Genomic DNA, 17,185 nt, shown 5'->3' on the forward strand with positions numbered 1-17,185 from the left:
GACTTTTATTTCTTAATTCTCAATTTTCAATTAAACAAGCTCCATTTATTCATTAATTTTAAAATATGACGATAAGGTTAAACAAAGTTACAAGAGATTTGAACGTAGGAATCGCGACGGTAGTTGAGTTCCTGCAAAAGAAAGGGCATACCGTTGAGGCTAATCCTAATACTAAAATTAGCGAGGAGCAATACGCTATACTCGTAAAGGAGTTTAGTACAGATAAGAACCTTAGACTTGAATCGGAGCGTTTCATACAGGAACGTCAGAATAAGGAACGTAATAAGGCGTCGGTATCGATTGAAGGCTTCGAAAAGCAGCCCGAAAAACCGAAGTCGGAAGATGTGATTAAGACAGTCGTACCTGAGGATGCACGTCCGAAGTTTAAACCTGTCGGAAAAATAGATTTGGATAAATTGAACGGTCGTAAACCTGAAAAGGTAGAGAAAGAACCGGAACAGAAACAGGAAGAACCGGTTGTGGAACGGCCTGTCGTTAAACCCGAAGTGAAAAAGGAGCCCGAGAAGAGAGAACCCGAGGTGAAGAAGGAAGAGGTGGTGACACCTCCTGTTTCTGTAGTAGAGCCTACTCCAGTGGTGGTTGAACCCGTAGTAGTGCCGGAACCTGTAGTGGAGACGAAGCCGGTAGAAGTTGAAAAAGTAGTAGAAGAAGTGAAAAAAGAAGAGCCGAAGGTAGTAGTAGCTGCACCTGTGAAGGCGGAAGAACATAAAGAAGAAGAAAAGGTGGAAACTGCACAGGCTGAAGTAACCCCGGTAGCGGAAAAGGCTCCGGAGGATGATGGTGTTTTCAAAATCCGTCAACCGGAATTGGGCGCAAAGATTAATGTGATCGGTCAGATCGACTTGGCTGCATTGAATCAGTCTACTCGTCCCAAGAAGAAATCGAAGGAAGAGAAACGTCGCGAACGTGAAGAAAAGGAAAAAATCCGTCAGGATCAGAAGAAGTTGATGAAGGAAGCTATCATCAAGGAAATCCGTAAGGATGATTCTAAATTGGCGAAGAGCGGACCTAAGGACAGTGCGGAAGCGGCTGCTAACAAGAAGAAACGTAACCGTATCAATAAAGAGAAGGTGGACGTTAACAATGTTGCAACTTCCAACTTTGCTGCTCCAAGACCTAATGTACAGGGTAAAGGCGGCAATAGTAACGGTCAGGGTGGCCAGGCCAACGGACAGGGAAATAACAACAGAAGAAATAACAACAATAAAGATCGCTTCAAGAAACCGGTTATCAAACAGGAAGTGAGCGAGGAAGACGTAGCAAAACAGGTAAAAGAAACCCTTGCACGTCTGACAACCAAAGGTAAGAATAAAACGTCCAAATACCGTAAAGAGAAACGTGAAATGGCTTCCAACCGTATGCAGGAACTGGAAGATCAGGAAATGGCAGACAGCAAGGTATTGAAGTTGACCGAGTTCGTTACGGCTAACGAATTGGCAACGATGATGGATGTTTCTGTTAACCAGGTTATCGCTACTTGTATGAGTATTGGTATCATGGTTTCCATCAACCAGCGTTTGGATGCTGAAACCATCAATCTGGTGGCTGAAGAATTCGGATTCAAGACTGAATATGTAAGTGCGGAAGTGGCACAAGCTATCGTTGAAGAAGAAGATGCTCCGGAAGATTTGCAACCGCGCGCTCCGATTGTAACGGTGATGGGACACGTTGACCACGGTAAGACTTCTTTGCTTGACTATATCCGTAAGGCGAATGTAATTGCCGGTGAGGCCGGAGGTATTACCCAGCATATCGGTGCTTATAACGTGCAATTGGAAGACGGTCGTCGTATTACATTCCTCGATACTCCGGGTCACGAAGCGTTTACCGCTATGCGTGCACGTGGTGCCAAAGTAACGGATATTGCTATCATTATTGTGGCTGCCGATGATAACGTGATGCCACAGACGAAAGAAGCGATCAATCACGCGATGGCTGCCGGTGTACCTATTGTATTTGCAATCAATAAGGTAGATAAACCGACTGCAAATCCGGATAAGATTAAAGAAGAACTGGCTGCAATGAATTACCTTGTTGAAGAATGGGGTGGTAAATATCAGTCACAAGATATCTCTGCCAAGAAAGGTATGGGTGTGGAAGACTTGCTGGAAAAAGTATTGCTCGAAGCGGAAATGCTCGACCTGAAGGCAAATCCGAACCGTAATGCTACGGGTTCCATCATCGAATCTTCACTGGATAAGGGACGCGGATATGTAGCTACTGTATTGGTATCTAACGGTACTTTGAAAGTAGGAGACATCGTATTGGCGGGAACCAGCTACGGACGTGTGAAGGCTATGTTCAACGAACGTAACCAACGCGTCAAGGAAGCAGGACCTTCCGAACCGGCATTGATTCTGGGATTGAATGGTGCTCCTGCCGCAGGTGACACATTCCATGTAGTCGAAAGCGATCAGGAAGCTCGTGAGATCACTAATAAACGTGAGCAGCTGGCTCGTGAACAAGGTTTGCGTACGCAGAAGATCCTTACATTGGATGAATTGGGTCGTCGTATTGCTTTGGGTAACTTCCAGGAATTGAACATCATCGTTAAGGGTGACGTGGATGGTTCTGTTGAGGCATTGAGCGACTCGTTGATTAAGTTGTCTACGGAACAAATCCAGGTAAATGTTATCCATAAGGGTGTGGGAGCAATTTCCGAATCTGATGTTTCTCTGGCTGCTGCTTCGGATGCGATTATTGTCGGATTCCAGGTACGTCCTTCGGGTGCTGCCGGTAAGATGGCCGACCAAGAGGGTGTTGACATCCGTAAGTATTCTGTCATCTACGATGCAATCGAAGAGGTAAAGGCTGCTATGGAAGGTATGTTGGCTCCGGAAGTAAAGGAACAGATTACTGCAACCATCGAAATCCGCGAAGTATTCAATATTACGAAAGTCGGTCTTGTAGCCGGAGCAATGGTGAAGACCGGAAAGGTGAAACGCAGCGACAAGGCTCGTTTGATCCGCGATGGTATTGTGATCTTTACCGGAAACATCAACGCATTGAAACGTTTCAAGGACGATGTGAAGGAAGTAGGTACAAACTTCGAGTGTGGTATCAGTCTGGTGAACTGCAACGACATGAAGGTAGGCGATATGATTGAGACATTCGAAGAAATAGAAGTGAAACAGACGCTGTAAATATAGTAAGGTTATAAGTGTATTATAATGTTATAATATAGCAGAGGTCATGATATGATAAAGAGGTGGTAATGTGGTACTGTTTGCAGAACACCACCTTACCACCTTATTTTTTATCATTCGGCACCTTCTCATTATAATCAGCTTATATACGACTTATTGGTTTATAGCTTATAACATAATAAACGTGGCAACGATTGATATAATTATCCTTATTGTAATAGGCGCCGGAGCGATTGTAGGTTTTGTAAAAGGCTTCATTCGTCAGTTGGCTTCTATTTTGGGGTTAATAGTCGGTCTGTTGGCAGCGAAAGCTCTGTATGCTTCTTTGGCGGAAAAGCTTTGCCCGACGGTGACGGATTCAATGACAGTTGCGCAAGTGTTGGCTTTTATCATGATCTGGATTGCCGTACCATTGATCTTTGTATTGATTGCCTCGCTATTGACAAAAGCAATGCAGGCTATTTCGTTGAACTGGTTGAATCGCTGGTTAGGAAGTGGGCTGGGAGCACTTAAGTTTCTGTTGTTAACGAGTGTAGTGATTGGTGCGATAGAGTTTGTGGACAGCGATAATAAGTTAATTAGTGCAACAAAAAAGGAAGAATCTTTGTTATATTATCCGATGGAAACGTTTGCGGGGATCTTTTTCCCTGCTGCGAAGAATATGACGCAACAATATATATTAGAGAATAAAGATAAAGATGCAACAAGAACCCAATAAAATGAAACCCAATCAGAAAGACGAACTTGAAAAGAAGACTGATAATGAGTTTGTCCGGAAATTTGCGGAGGAGAAATATAAATACGGTTTCACCACAGAGGTGCATACGGACATCATTGAGCGTGGACTTAATGAAGATGTCATTCGTCTGATTTCATCGAAAAAGGACGAACCGGAGTGGTTGCTGGAGTTTCGACTGAAAGCGTATCGCCATTGGCTGACGCTGGAAATGCCTACCTGGGCACATCTCCGTATCCCTGAAATTGATTATCAGGCGATTTCTTATTATGCCGATCCGACAAAGAAGAAAGAAGGACCGAAGAGCATGGAGGAAGTCGATCCTGAACTGATAAAGACGTTTAATAAACTGGGAATTCCTTTGGAAGAGCAAATGGCTCTTAGTGGAATGGCAGTGGATGCCGTTATGGACTCTGTTTCCGTAAAGACTACCTTCAAGGAAACGCTGATGGAGAAAGGAATTATATTCTGCTCGTTCAGTGAAGCCGTGCGGGAGCATCCGGATCTGGTGAAGAAATATATGGGCTCGGTAGTAGGTTATCGGGACAATTTCTTTGCAGCGTTGAATTCCGCAGTGTTCTCTGACGGCTCTTTCGTGTATATTCCGAAAGGAGTACGTTGCCCGATGGAGCTTTCCACTTATTTCCGTATCAATGCCCGTAACACGGGACAGTTTGAGCGTACGCTGATTGTAGCGGATGATGATTCGTATGTTTCTTATCTGGAAGGATGTACGGCTCCGATGCGGGATGAAAATCAGCTGCATGCCGCTATCGTTGAGATCATTGTGCATGACCGTGCAGAGGTAAAATACAGTACCGTTCAGAACTGGTATCCGGGAGATGCAGAAGGCAAGGGCGGTGTATACAACTTTGTGACTAAACGCGGTAACTGTAAAGGAGTGGACAGTAAATTATCCTGGACACAAGTGGAAACCGGTTCGGCAATCACCTGGAAATATCCTTCCTGTATCCTGACGGGCGATAACTCGACCGCTGAATTCTATTCCGTAGCTGTAACGAACAACTATCAGCAGGCAGATACCGGAACGAAGATGATTCATCTGGGTAAGAACACTCGTAGTACGATTGTAAGTAAAGGCATTTCTGCCGGACATAGTGAGAACTCCTATCGTGGGTTGGTACGCGTGGCCGAGAAAGCGGATAATGCCCGTAATTATAGCCAGTGTGACTCTCTGTTGCTGGGAGATAAGTGTGGTGCACATACCTTCCCGTATATGGATATTCACAATGAGACGGCAGTGGTAGAACATGAAGCTACGACAAGCAAGATTAGTGAAGACCAGATATTTTATTGCAACCAGCGCGGTATTCCGACAGAAGATGCTATCGGACTTATTGTGAACGGATATGCAAAGGAAGTGTTGAATAAACTTCCGATGGAGTTTGCGGTAGAAGCACAGAAGCTGCTTACCATCTCATTGGAAGGAAGCGTGGGGTGATGTTGACTTTTTAATAGTAAATCGTAAAATCGTAAATATAATCATGTTAGAAATAAAAGACCTGCATGCCAGCATTAATGGCAAAGAGATATTGAAAGGTATTAACCTGACGGTGAATCCCGGTGAGGTGCACGCTATTATGGGACCGAATGGTTCCGGTAAAAGTACGCTTTCCTCCGTATTGGTGGGTAATCCGGCTTTTGAGGTAACAAAAGGTTCGGTCACTTTTTATGGAAAGGATCTGTTGGAGTTGAGCCCCGAAGATCGTAGCCATGAAGGAATCTTCCTTAGTTTCCAGTATCCGGTGGAAATCCCGGGTGTGAGCATGGTGAACTTTATGCGTGCTGCTGTGAATGAGCAACGTAAATATAAAGGTCTGCCTGCACTGACCGCCAGTGAGTTTCTGAAGCTGATGCGTGAGAAACGTGCGGTGGTGGAGTTGGATAATAAACTGGCTAACCGTTCGGTGAATGAAGGCTTTTCCGGTGGTGAGAAGAAACGGAACGAGATTTTCCAGATGGCTATGCTGGAACCGCGTTTGAGCATCCTCGACGAGACAGACTCCGGTTTGGATATTGATGCGCTCCGTATTGTTGCGGAAGGAGTGAACAAGCTGAAAACTCCTGAAACAAGTACAATCGTTATTACCCACTACCAACGTTTGCTCGATTATATCAAGCCTGATATTGTGCATGTCCTTTATAAAGGTCGTATCGTAAAAACTGCCGGACCGGAACTTGCTCTGGAACTGGAAGAAAAAGGATACGATTGGATCAAGAAAGAAGTAGGAGAATGACAAATATAAAACGATGATGGTTGAACAACAATATATAGAACTTTTCTCACAGACGGAAGCGATGATCTGTAAGCATAGTGCCGAAGTGCTGAATGCACCTCGTGCGTCAGCATTTGCCGATTTTGAGCGACTCGGATTTCCGACCCGTAAGATGGAGAAGTACAAATATACGGATGTGAGCAAGTACTTTGAACCGGATTTCGGTTTGAACTTGAATCGTTTGGCTATTCCGGTCAATCCGTATGAAGTGTTTAAGTGTGATGTGCCGAATATGAGTACCTCCTTGTATTTTGTGGTAAATGACACATTTTATAATAGAGCGCTTCCCACAGGAAATCTGCCGGAAGGTGTGATTTTCGGTAGCCTGAAAGAAGTGGCCGAGCAACACCCGGAATTGGTGAAGAAATATTACGGTCAACTGGCAGATACCTCTAAAGATGGTGTGACTGCTTTCAATACCGCTTTTGCACAAGATGGCGTTGTCTTTTATGTGCCGAAGAATGTGGTGGTGGAAAAAACAATCCAGTTGGTAAATATCCTGCGTGCAGATGTTAACTTTATGGTGAACCGTCGCGTACTGATTATCCTGGAGGATGGCGCGCAAGCCCGTTTGCTGATTTGTGACCATGCAATGGATAATGTGAACTTCCTGGCGACACAAGTTATTGAAGTATTTGCTGGTGAGAATGCGGTATTCGATATGTATGAACTGGAAGAAACACATACAAGCACAGTTCGTATCAGTAACCTGTATGTAAAGCAAGAGGCCAACAGCAATGTATTGCTCAACGGAATGACTTTGCATAATGGTACTACCCGCAACACGACCGAAGTGTTGCTGGCAGGAGAAGGAGCCGAAATAAACCTTTGTGGTATGGCGATTGCCGATAAAAACCAGCACGTAGACAATCATACAAGTATTGACCATGCCGTACCGAACTGTACCAGCAATGAGCTGTTCAAGTATGTGCTCGACGACCAGTCGGTAGGTGCGTTTGCCGGATTGGTACTCGTGCGTCCCGATGCACAACATACGAATTCCCAACAGACTAACCGGAATCTTTGTGCTACGCGTGATGCAAGAATGTATACACAACCTCAATTGGAGATTTATGCGGATGATGTGAAATGTTCGCATGGAGCAACAGTAGGCCAGTTGGATGAAGGCGCATTATTCTACATGCGTTCGCGCGGTATTGCAGAGAAAGAAGCCCGTCTGCTGTTGATGTTCGCATTTGTCAACGAAGTGATCGATACCATTCGTTTGGAAGCGCTGAAAGATCGTTTGCATCTATTAGTAGAGAAACGTTTCCGTGGCGAGTTGAATAGATGTCAGGGTTGTGCCATTTGTAAGTAACCACTAAAAAATAATGAACGTGGATATTCAAAAGATACGTGAAGATTTTCCGATATTGAGCCGTACGGTTTACGGTAAACCTTTGGTTTATTTCGACAACGGTGCGACAACACAGAAACCCCGTCTGGTGGTTGATGCGTTGGTGGATGAATATTATTCCGTCAATGCCAATGTGCATCGCGGCGTACATTATCTTTCCCAGCAAGCTACGGAACTGCATGAAGCTTCCCGTGAAACGGTACGTGAGTTTATCAATGCCCATAGCACGAATGAAGTTGTCTTTACACGCGGAACAACAGAAAGTATCAACCTGCTTGTTTCCAGCTTCGGCGACGAGTTTATGGAAGAAGGGGATGAAGTGATTGTTTCCGTGATGGAACATCATAGCAACATCGTTCCCTGGCAACTGTTGGCTGCCCGTAAAGGAATTGCCATAAAAGTCATCCCGATGAATGATAAAGGCGAACTTCTGCTGGATGAATATGAAAAACTATTTTCCGAACGCACGAAAATAGTCAGCGTAGTTCATGTATCGAACGTACTGGGTACAGTGAATCCGGTGAAGGAGATGATCGCAACAGCTCATGCGCATGGTGTACCTTGCCTGATAGATGCTGCACAGTCTATTCCTCACATGAAAGTGGATGTACAGGAGTTGGATGCCGATTTTCTGGTATTCTCCGCCCATAAGATATATGGTCCGACAGGTGTCGGAGTACTTTATGGAAAAGAAGAATGGTTAGATCGCCTTCCACCTTATCAGGGAGGAGGAGAGATGATTCAGCATGTCTCTTTCGAGAAGACCACTTTTAATGAACTTCCTTTCAAGTTTGAAGCCGGTACGCCCGACTATATCGGAACTACCGGACTGGCAAAAGCCCTTGATTATGTGAACGGACATGGCATTGAACAGATAGCCGCCCATGAGCATGAACTGACAACTTACGCTTTGCAACGTCTGAAAGAAATCCCCCATATACGTATATTTGGTGAAGCAGCCGAACGGGGAGCGGTCATTTCTTTCCTGGTGGGAGATATCCATCATTTCGACCTCGGCACGTTGCTGGATCGTCTAGGTATTGCCGTGAGAACAGGGCATCATTGTGCACAACCTCTCATGCAACGTCTTGGCATAGAAGGAACTGTACGTGCTTCGTTTGCCATGTACAATACCAAATCGGAAATAGACACTTTGGTGGCAGGAATTGAACGTGTCAGCAAGATGTTTTAAAGATATGAGCTGCTATTCCTGTGGAGTAGCGGCTTTTTTTATTCTTTAACTAAAAAAAGAGGGCCTCGAGTGCAGTGATTTGAGCTTTCGTGCGTCTAATAGGTAAAGAAACAAAATGTTCATTGAATATCAGGAGGGTCGTGAGACCATGCTTATATTATATAAATTCTCTCTCTTTAACATTAATGCAGCTATATCGTAAAAAGTTACGGTGTAGCTGCAACTTTTTTAGAGACTTCCTCCGTCTAATAGAATAGTTGTAACCATTGAAACAGCTGTTGCGATTGAAGATGAATTGAATATTATTGTATGTAAAAAGAAAGGGGAAACGCTGATAACAGCGAATCCCCCTTTTTTATCGATTATTTCCTTCCTTTTTATTCAGCAGTCAGCTCAATTACGCGGCTGAAAGCCTGATTTGTTGTGAAAGCATTGATTCCCACTTTCATCAGATAATCTCCTGAATAAGTTTTCTCATTGGCAGCCAGATTCGATTTGGAATTCGGCATCAGGTTGATTTCTTTCACCTTATACATTTTCTTCGCATCCAGTCCCTGAAGTTTTACCGGGAGCAGTTTCTCACCGAAACGTGGGTGGATATCGTAGGTATAAAGCACAGCTTTGTTCTTATCCGGTGAGGCATACATGAGAGACATGTGATTGCCATCGTAGGGAGAAACCAATCTGTATTGATCGCCGTCCAGAATCACTTTTTTCAGACGCGTCCAGTTGGCAACTGCATTCTGGCAGTAAGTCTGTTCGTCTGCATTCAGTTCCTTCAGTCCAAGGTCAAAGCCCAGTTTGCACATACTTGCCACATCCGTACGGAACTTCACGCTTGTGTTCTTGTTCCAGCTGGTTACGTGTGCACACATGGCTTTTGCCGGGAAGATTTGTGAGAATCCCCACTGGATAAACAGACGTTCTATCGGGTCTGTGTTGTCGCTGCACCAGAATTCTGTGTAATATTTCAGAGCTTCGTAGTCGCAACGGGCGCCACCGCCGGAGCAGAGCATCATTGGCACGTTTGGATATTTGTCTTTGATACGTTTCAATACATTGTATATACCACGTACATGGTCGATATAAAGCTGTCCCTGTTTATTTTTTAAATATGGAGAATAAACATTTGTAATTGGAGAGTTACAGTCCCATTTAAAGAAAGCCACTTCCGGATTCTCTGTCAGGATCTTATCCACTACACCATATACAAAGTCCTGTACTTTCGGATTGCTAAGATCGAGTACCAGCTGATTACGGTAATAATATGTTTCGCGGTTAGGCAGTTGGATAGCCCAGTCGGGATGTTTTTCGAACAACTCACTTTTAGGGTTAACCATTTCCGGTTCAATCCAGATACCAAATTTCACTCCGGCTTCTTTGGCAGACTGTACAAGGGCAGGAATACCGCCCGGCAGTTTGGATCTCATCACTTCCCAGTCACCCAGTCCGGCATTGTCACTGTTGCGTGGGTGCTTGTTGCCAAACCAGCCGTCATCCAGCAGGAACATATCTACACCAAGATGTTTAGCTTCCTTCATCAGTTCGGCAAGCAGTTCCTCATTGAATTTGAAGTAAGTATTTTCCCAGTTGTTTAATAAAGTCATACGGTCGCCTTGTCCGTCTTTCAGCTGATAGTTGCGTGCCCATGCGTGAAGGTTGCGGCTGGCTTCGCCCGTACCGTTGTTGCTGAAAGTAAAGATGAATTCAGGAGTTGTAAACACTTCATTCGGCTTCAGTTCATAATCAGATGCATAAGGATTGATGGCGGGGATTACACGGAGGTTACCTACGTTGTCCACTTCGAAAGTGAACTGGAAGTTTCCTGTCCATCCGATAGTACCTAGCATGGCACGTCCCTGCGCTTCCTGTGCCGGTTGTTCAAAACCAAGCTCAAAGAACGGGTGGGTGTGCATGGCAGCACGGCTTCCCAGTTTGGTGTCGATCACCTTTTTACCGAACAACAGAGGTTGTGTGCTCATTTGTGCTTCTTTTGCCCAATCGCTACTGAATTCTGTCAGGTAATATTCGTTTCCGGAGAAATAAAGCATGGTGGAAGCATAACGCCATAAGGTCACAGGCTTCTTTTCAGCATGTTTGATTTCGCTCCACGTCTTGATGACGTTTTCTTTCGGATAAGCGATGTAATGTAGTGTGACTTCTACCGGATACTGATTATCTTTTAGTTGAATGATCGTTTCCGTTCCGCCCGCCACTGCCTTCTGCTCGGAGGATATATAGCGGAGAATCGTACTTGGGTTTCCATCATTGTGCGTGATAGCTACAGCCGGTTCAAAATAATCTTCGGCGCCGGAGCCCGGATATACTTCCCATCCTCGGGTGGATACGCTACCGTCACTTCCTCCTTTTACGTAAGGAGAAAAGTTGTTGATGTCTTTCTCGTTCAGTAACTTATCGCCCAGATAAGCCTGATAGAGTCGTCCGTTAGGAGCTACTTGGAGAATTAAGTCTGTGTTGTCCGTTGCGATGCGGATAACGTTCTTTTCCTGGGCGTCCACTTGCGCCAGGGTAAACAATGCCATAAGTAATACGAGAAGTTTCTTCATGGTTTTTTAATAATTAATTAGGTATTAGTTAGTTTGTGGGCATAGAATGCCGCAAAGATAATTATAATTCGTCAGGAATGAACTAGAATTTAATGCTTGCGCTAAATTCTACGGTAAATGGGCGTAAATAATTTCCACTCATATAGTTGCCTGCATACTGGGCAGCTTCTTCTTTGGTAATCAGTTCCGAACCGTTGATGGTTCCGCTGGCCCCCTTCTGATTCAGGAAGTTGATGACTGTTGCCCCTAAAGAAAGATGCTTGTTTACATTCCAGTTGATCCCCCCGAAAGTTTCCCAGCGACCGTTGAAATAGAGGGCTTCCTGGAGATTGGCGTAAGTCTTGCCGAAATAGCGGAAACTAAGCCAAAGGCGTAAGTCCTTCGTGATATTATAGCTTGGGTCGAGTTCGACAAGAATCTGCGGAATCTCTTTTACAATCATCCCATTGGCGTTGACAGACATTTCCGAACCATCGTTGAATGTGACGCTTGCGTTATAGTTCTTGTAAACAGGTTTCTGATACGTGAACAGAGCGTGCAGGTGAAAACCTTTGAACGGGTCGATTTCGGCAGATGTGGTCCATCCCAGTGTTTTGATATTATAAATAAGCAATACGGTCTTTCCTTCTTCCGTTCCCGGTTTCGTCAGGTTTTGCTGGTCAATATTATTAGATTTAGAGATATAGGTAACCATAGAGGTGAGGTTGATCCACTTGTTCTTGTAGAACAAACCGCCACGGATTAACGGTATGGTGACACGTTTGTATTGCTCTTCCGTAGGACCTGTTCCGGCATATTCGTTGATACGTGGGAAGCGGGTGGCTACTGTTCCGTCGGCAGTCAGGCCGAATTGCCCGGTTACGTTGTAAGTGGCGCGGAGCGTGGCGGCATAGTTCAGTTTATCCTTTACCACTTTGGCGGGATGAATGCTGCGTTGTGTGGCAATGATATTTCCTGTTTCTTCCTCTTTGCTATAAGTGGTAAAGTCGCCGATGCGGAAACCCGGGAAACGGGAAGCGGATATTTGATCGGCACTCATCCGGTAATATTCCAGGCGTCCGCCATAATAGATATTGAATTGGGGAGTTACTTGCCAGTTGTCTGTAAAGTAAAGGGCGAGTTTGTTCTCATATCCCTTTGTATATTCGGGACTAAGTTCGTTGTACCCGTATGTCTGTACGCGCTGACCGGTCAGAGTAGGGTCCAGGGAACTTGTAGTTGTGGAAGTCAGCAACTGTGGATAGTTCTGTACGGTGGCCATCCATTGCAGAGAAGAGGAATAATAATCAAGATGGTAATACCATTCGTTCACTCCCAGACGCAGATCATGGTTGCCAAAGGTCTTGTTTAGCTCGGAAGTGATTAGGAAGTTTTTCACTTTGCCTACGTGCAACCAGGTGCGGCGACCTTCTGCCAGTCCCTCATACGGATCACCGTTTGATAGCGTAAAACCATCGTTGGCGGTTACTTCGCTGATGGTGCTGCCTCCGAAGTCGACATAGTTGGCACGTGGAGCATCCATATATTTCAGATTGAATTTCCATAGCAGATCGTTCCTGAAACGATAATCGGAGATCAATGCAATCTCATTGGCACGGTTTTCAGAACCATCGCCCAAATTCCATGTTTTCATCTTTCCGTCTCTTACGTCCATGTATGGAAAAGAACCGTTCTGCGGAACATAAGAATTTGTTCCCAGTTTGAAACCGTCTATCTCTTTGACCGAGCCGTCGCCGACATAGATAAAAGGAGCTGCATTGGCATAGCTGGCCGGATTTTCACTGCGGGAGTGTTTGTAGAGCAAAGATATTTTGCCGCGTCCGTTGTTGAAGAGACGGGTCAGGCCGGCATGATAAATCTCTGTGCGGTCTGCATAGTTCGTAAATTCCAGGTCGAAACTTCCCGGGTCGAAGTTCTGGTAAATGCTTGCCGTGTAAAGCCATTGGTTATTGATGGCTCCTGAAACATTGAAGTCGAAGTTCTGCATACCGAAATGATTGGTGCGGTAGTTTAATATACCTTGGAAATCCTTTTGTCCCAGTTTGCTGAATGAGTTGACGGAGTAAGCAATATTACCGGTCGTGATGGCCGATTCGGAAGGAGATAAAAGTCCTACTTCTCCCAGGCTGCTGTCGCTACGCCAATGAGCGGCAAGTTTGTGAACGGTAGAGGAATATACGGCAGGAAGTCCATTCTCATAGACATTAACGTCCTCGCTGGGAAGGCCGATTTGAATTTCGCGGGGTTTGTTGGCGTCAGAAGCATTCAGCATCACATTGCGTTCGCCTTCTTCTGATTCTTTTTTAGTAGAGTTGGCAGGAATCGTATCCTGCTTCATTTCGGTTCGGTTCGTCTTTTTCTTGTTCACCTGAATGTTCGCTGCATTCCCGTTGGAAGGAATCAGTTGCAACAGGGTTGCTAGAGTAAGGCAACTAAAGGTTACTTTTTTCATCACTTGTATTCATTTAAAGATTTGGAAGTTCACATCGGTTGTGTCATTTTGACGAAGGCAAAGATAGGAGGAGGAGAAACAAGTGGCTATACTCTTTTTTGTCAAGATGTGCAAGAGATGTTTCAAGTGTGCGATAGCCCTTTGCAGTGCGACATTTATTGCCATCCGTGCAACAAATGTTTCATCCTTCCTATGCATTTAGCGTAAAAAAAACTATATTTGTCGCTATCTAATATCTGTGTATGAAAAGGAAATTGCTGCTTTTTCTCCTTTCTATTTGTTTTTTCCTTCCGGATTTTGCCGCGACGGGACAGTATAACTTTATCCGTGTAGATGGAGGAAGCGGTCTTTCGAACAGTCATGTCAAGTCCATTATTCAAGATAGTTACGGTTTTATCTGGCTGGGTACGCGCAACGGTCTTAATCGTTATGACGGCGTGTCGATGAAGCTTTATAACTGCTATGACGAAACTTTGCAGCATGGCAATCAGGTCATATCCGCTCTTTTTGAGGATAATCACCGTCAATTATGGGTAGGTACGGATGATGGTGTTTATATTCAAGAGCTTGCTACCGGGAAGTTTTCGTTCTTTGATGCCCGCACAGAGAGCGGAGAGCAAATCAGATACAACTGGATTGAAGATATTCTGGCAGATCATTCAGGAAATATCTGGGTGAATGCACCGAATCAGGGAGTTTTCCGCTATCAGGTGGAGACGGGTAAACTGTTCCGCTATATTCCCTGTCCCAGTAAGGATAAAAGCAAGGACTTTCCGCAGTCTATCTGTGTAGATAAAGAAGGTACGGTCTGGGTGGGTACGTATGGAGCGGGAATTTACCGTTACAGTCCGGAGCAGGATAAGTTTGTGCCCTATGCAACAGAAGCCCTTAAAGGGGATTTCATCTTTACTCTGTGCGATTATGGCGATGAACTGATTGTCGGAGTGCATGAAGAGGAACTGAAACGGTTCAATAAAAAGACTGGAGAAGTGAGTATATTCCCTGCGCCCGAAGTACATCGAAAAATTATTCGCTACGCTGTTTGCTTCGGAGACGAGCTGTGGGTGGGTACGCAGAATGGCGTTTATGTGATTAATGAGAAACACAACAGTGTGCAACATATTCCTGCCGATGCCGGAGGGAAGTATGGGCTTGGAGATGCTATCGTCGATAAGATTTATCGTGATCGTGAAGGGGGAACCTGGATCTGTACGCAATTTGGAGGAGCCAGCTATCTGCCTGTACGTACGCTCGATTTTTCGGTTTATCTTCCGGGAGCGCCCGGTACAGTCAGCGGACGACGCATCAGTGAATTGGCGGAAGGAAAAGACGGAGTGGTGTGGGTTAGTACACAGGATGGCGGTGTTTGCTACTGGAATCCGGGAACACAGACTTTCACTAAAATTCCCCAGTCGCCTGACCGTCAGAATGTATTAAGCCTGTTCGCTTCGGATGATTTGGTTGGCGCAGGTTACTTTAAAGGGGGCATTGACCTGATTGTTCCTCAAGATCAGGTTCAGACGTTCTATCCCGCACAACTTGGTATCAGTGAAGGTTCCGTGTTTGCCCTTTACCGCGATCGTGGGGGAGCAATCTGGTTGGGTGATGGCTGGAACATCTTCCGTTCGGCCGACAAAGGACAGACTTTTGAGAAAATGGAGCAATTCGGGTATGCTTATATGCGTGATATTCTCGAAGATAAATCCGGCAATATATGGGTGGCAACGATGGGCAGTGGAATATTCCGGTATCATCCGCAGACAGATCAGATGGTCAGCTATAAATGTATACCGGAGGATAGCACTTCTATCGGAACAAATGAAGTGACAGGTATTTCGGAGGATAGTAAAGGCTTTATCTGGTTTTCTACAGACCGGGGTGGATTGTTGCGTTTTAACCCCGAAACCGGAAGATTCCGGACATACACCAAAGCGGACGGGCTTCCGGACAACGTAACATATAAAGTCGTGGAAGACCGGCAACATCGTATCTGGTTCGGAACAGACCGTGGGCTGGTTTGTCTTCATCCGGAAACAGACAGCCTGCAAGTTTTCAACCGAAATGACGGGTTACCTGATAACCAGTTTAACTATAAGTCGGCCTTGGCTGCCTCTGATGGTACTATTTGGATGGGAACTATCAATGGATTGGTCTCTTTTAATCCACAAATTGTCCACCCGAATACTTTTGTGCCTCCAGTCTATATCACCGGAATGTACGTGCAGGGACGTGAAACTCCTTTCACGGCGGATGGTGTGCAACTGCCTTACCGTTCTAACGTCAGCTTTGATTTTGTTGCTTTAAGTTATACCTCACCGGGTGCAAATCGCTATGCCTACAAAATGGAAGGGATAGATAATGACTGGAATTATACATCTGATGTGCATACAGCGTCTTATGCCCAGCTCCCGCCGGGAGACTACCTGTTCCGTGTGCGGGGCAGTAATAATAATGGTGTCTGGAATCAGGAAGAAGCTACTTTATCAGTGCGTATTCTTCCACCTTGGTGGCGTACAGTGTGGGCTTACCTTATCTATATCATTGTAGTGTCCGGCAGCTTTGTCTTGACTCTTCGCGCCTATCGCCGCCGGGAAGTACAAAAGATCCGTGAGCAGCAATTATTGGCAGAACTGGCGCGTGAGCGTGAATCCCATCGTACGCATGAGATGTTTATTAATCAGATCACTTACGGAGCTTGTACTCCGCAAGGGGGTGCGATGTCACGGGCTGATGAACAACTGATGTCCCAACTGATAGCCAAAGTGCGTGAGAATCTTTCCGACGCCAATTATAATGTGGAAGCATTGGCTGCAGCCATGAATATGTCCCGCTCCAGCCTGCATCGTAAGATTAAGGCGCTGACCGATCTTTCTTCACTCGACTTTATCCGTATCATCCGATTAAAACGTGCGGCAGAACTATTGCAGGAGGGAGAATTGCGCATCAACGAAATCTCTGACAGAGTAGGTTTCCAGTCGCCTTCTTACTTCGCAAAGATATTTCAGAAGCAATTCGGAGTTACTCCTACAGAGTTTGCCCAACAAAATAAGCAGAGAATGGCAGAGGATTAGTAACTATGGGCTATTATTCGTTATTTTATCATGGGGTGGTGAACAGGTTTTAGCTCCTTTCGGTACTGGAATGAACTAATCTTAGTTCTTCTAAGATTTAATTGGTAATATGCGATGATTTAATATTCATCATATATAGATTTATTCGTCTGACAGTTGTTGAACTTTCGTCTGGCAATTGTTGTTCTTTCGTCTGACAATTGTCAGACGAAAAAGAAACAGCTGTCAGACGAATAAATTCATGTATCATTAGCCATAACCCCATTAGGTATCAAAAATAAATCTGCACAAGCTCGAAATTAGTTCATTTCCGTATAGAAATGAGGGAATGAAGTAAATAACTACA

General features: G+C 45.0%; 9 protein-coding genes. 7 read left to right on the plus strand and 2 right to left on the minus strand.

Going from position 1 to position 17,185, the window contains the following annotated elements:
- The first annotated feature begins 65 nt into the window (after positions 1–65).
- The 6 genes from infB to Bovatus_RS17280 all read left to right on the plus strand — a co-directional run bounded on the left by infB (position 66) and on the right by Bovatus_RS17280 (position 8,749).
- Positions 66–3,164, plus strand: a complete 3,099-nt coding sequence (gene infB, locus Bovatus_RS17255; RefSeq protein ID WP_004298254.1) for a translation initiation factor IF-2 — start codon at positions 66–68, stop codon at positions 3,162–3,164.
- Positions 3,165–3,351: 187 nt separating this feature from the next.
- Positions 3,352–3,885: a CvpA family protein gene (locus Bovatus_RS17260; protein ID WP_008776068.1), complete on the plus strand. Its 534-nt coding sequence runs from the start codon at positions 3,352–3,354 to the stop codon at positions 3,883–3,885.
- Position 3,886: 1 nt separating this feature from the next.
- The gene (sufB, locus tag Bovatus_RS17265; RefSeq protein ID WP_004307399.1) at positions 3,887–5,365 is read left to right on the plus strand and encodes a Fe-S cluster assembly protein SufB; all 1,479 of its coding nucleotides are present in this window, start codon (positions 3,887–3,889) and stop codon (positions 5,363–5,365) included.
- A gap of 43 nt (positions 5,366–5,408) precedes the next feature.
- Positions 5,409–6,161, plus strand: a complete 753-nt coding sequence (sufC, locus tag Bovatus_RS17270; RefSeq protein WP_004298251.1) for a Fe-S cluster assembly ATPase SufC — start codon at positions 5,409–5,411, stop codon at positions 6,159–6,161.
- Positions 6,162–6,174: 13 nt separating this feature from the next.
- Positions 6,175–7,518: a Fe-S cluster assembly protein SufD gene (gene sufD / locus Bovatus_RS17275; protein ID WP_004298250.1), complete on the plus strand. Its 1,344-nt coding sequence runs from the start codon at positions 6,175–6,177 to the stop codon at positions 7,516–7,518.
- A 19-nt stretch (positions 7,519–7,537) separates the two neighbouring features.
- The gene (locus Bovatus_RS17280) at positions 7,538–8,749 is read left to right on the plus strand and encodes an aminotransferase class V-fold PLP-dependent enzyme (RefSeq protein WP_008776065.1); all 1,212 of its coding nucleotides are present in this window, start codon (positions 7,538–7,540) and stop codon (positions 8,747–8,749) included.
- Between the two features lie 377 nt (positions 8,750–9,126).
- On the opposite strand, the gene Bovatus_RS17285 is transcribed toward Bovatus_RS17280, so the two are convergent.
- Complete coding sequence (locus Bovatus_RS17285; RefSeq protein ID WP_004298248.1) at positions 9,127–11,316, minus strand: alpha-galactosidase; 2,190 nt, start codon at positions 11,314–11,316, stop codon at positions 9,127–9,129.
- Between the two features lie 82 nt (positions 11,317–11,398).
- The gene (locus Bovatus_RS17290; RefSeq protein WP_004298247.1) at positions 11,399–13,768 is read right to left on the minus strand and encodes a porin family protein; all 2,370 of its coding nucleotides are present in this window, start codon (positions 13,766–13,768) and stop codon (positions 11,399–11,401) included.
- Positions 13,769–14,010: 242 nt separating this feature from the next.
- Here Bovatus_RS17290 and Bovatus_RS17295 point away from each other — a divergent pair, with 242 nt between their 5' ends.
- The gene (locus Bovatus_RS17295; RefSeq protein WP_004298246.1) at positions 14,011–16,839 is read left to right on the plus strand and encodes a two-component regulator propeller domain-containing protein; all 2,829 of its coding nucleotides are present in this window, start codon (positions 14,011–14,013) and stop codon (positions 16,837–16,839) included.
- Positions 16,840–17,185 lie beyond the last annotated feature (346 nt).

The organism is Bacteroides ovatus (assembly GCF_001314995.1).
GTDB lineage: Bacteria > Bacteroidota > Bacteroidia > Bacteroidales > Bacteroidaceae > Bacteroides > Bacteroides ovatus.

Excerpts from the sequence above, each read along its gene's own strand:
- infB (WP_004298254.1), top strand. The coding sequence starts at position 66 with ATGACGATAAGGTTAAACAAAGTTACAAGAGATTTGAACGTAGGAATC.
- sufB (WP_004307399.1), top strand. The coding sequence starts at position 3,887 with ATGAAACCCAATCAGAAAGACGAACTTGAAAAGAAGACTGATAATGAG.
- sufC (WP_004298251.1), top strand. The coding sequence starts at position 5,409 with ATGTTAGAAATAAAAGACCTGCATGCCAGCATTAATGGCAAAGAGATA.
- sufD (WP_004298250.1), top strand. The coding sequence starts at position 6,175 with ATGATGGTTGAACAACAATATATAGAACTTTTCTCACAGACGGAAGCG.
- Bovatus_RS17285 (WP_004298248.1), bottom strand. The coding sequence starts at position 11,316 with ATGAAGAAACTTCTCGTATTACTTATGGCATTGTTTACCCTGGCGCAA.
- Bovatus_RS17290 (WP_004298247.1), bottom strand. The coding sequence starts at position 13,768 with ATGAAAAAAGTAACCTTTAGTTGCCTTACTCTAGCAACCCTGTTGCAA.
- Bovatus_RS17295 (WP_004298246.1), top strand. The coding sequence starts at position 14,011 with ATGAAAAGGAAATTGCTGCTTTTTCTCCTTTCTATTTGTTTTTTCCTT.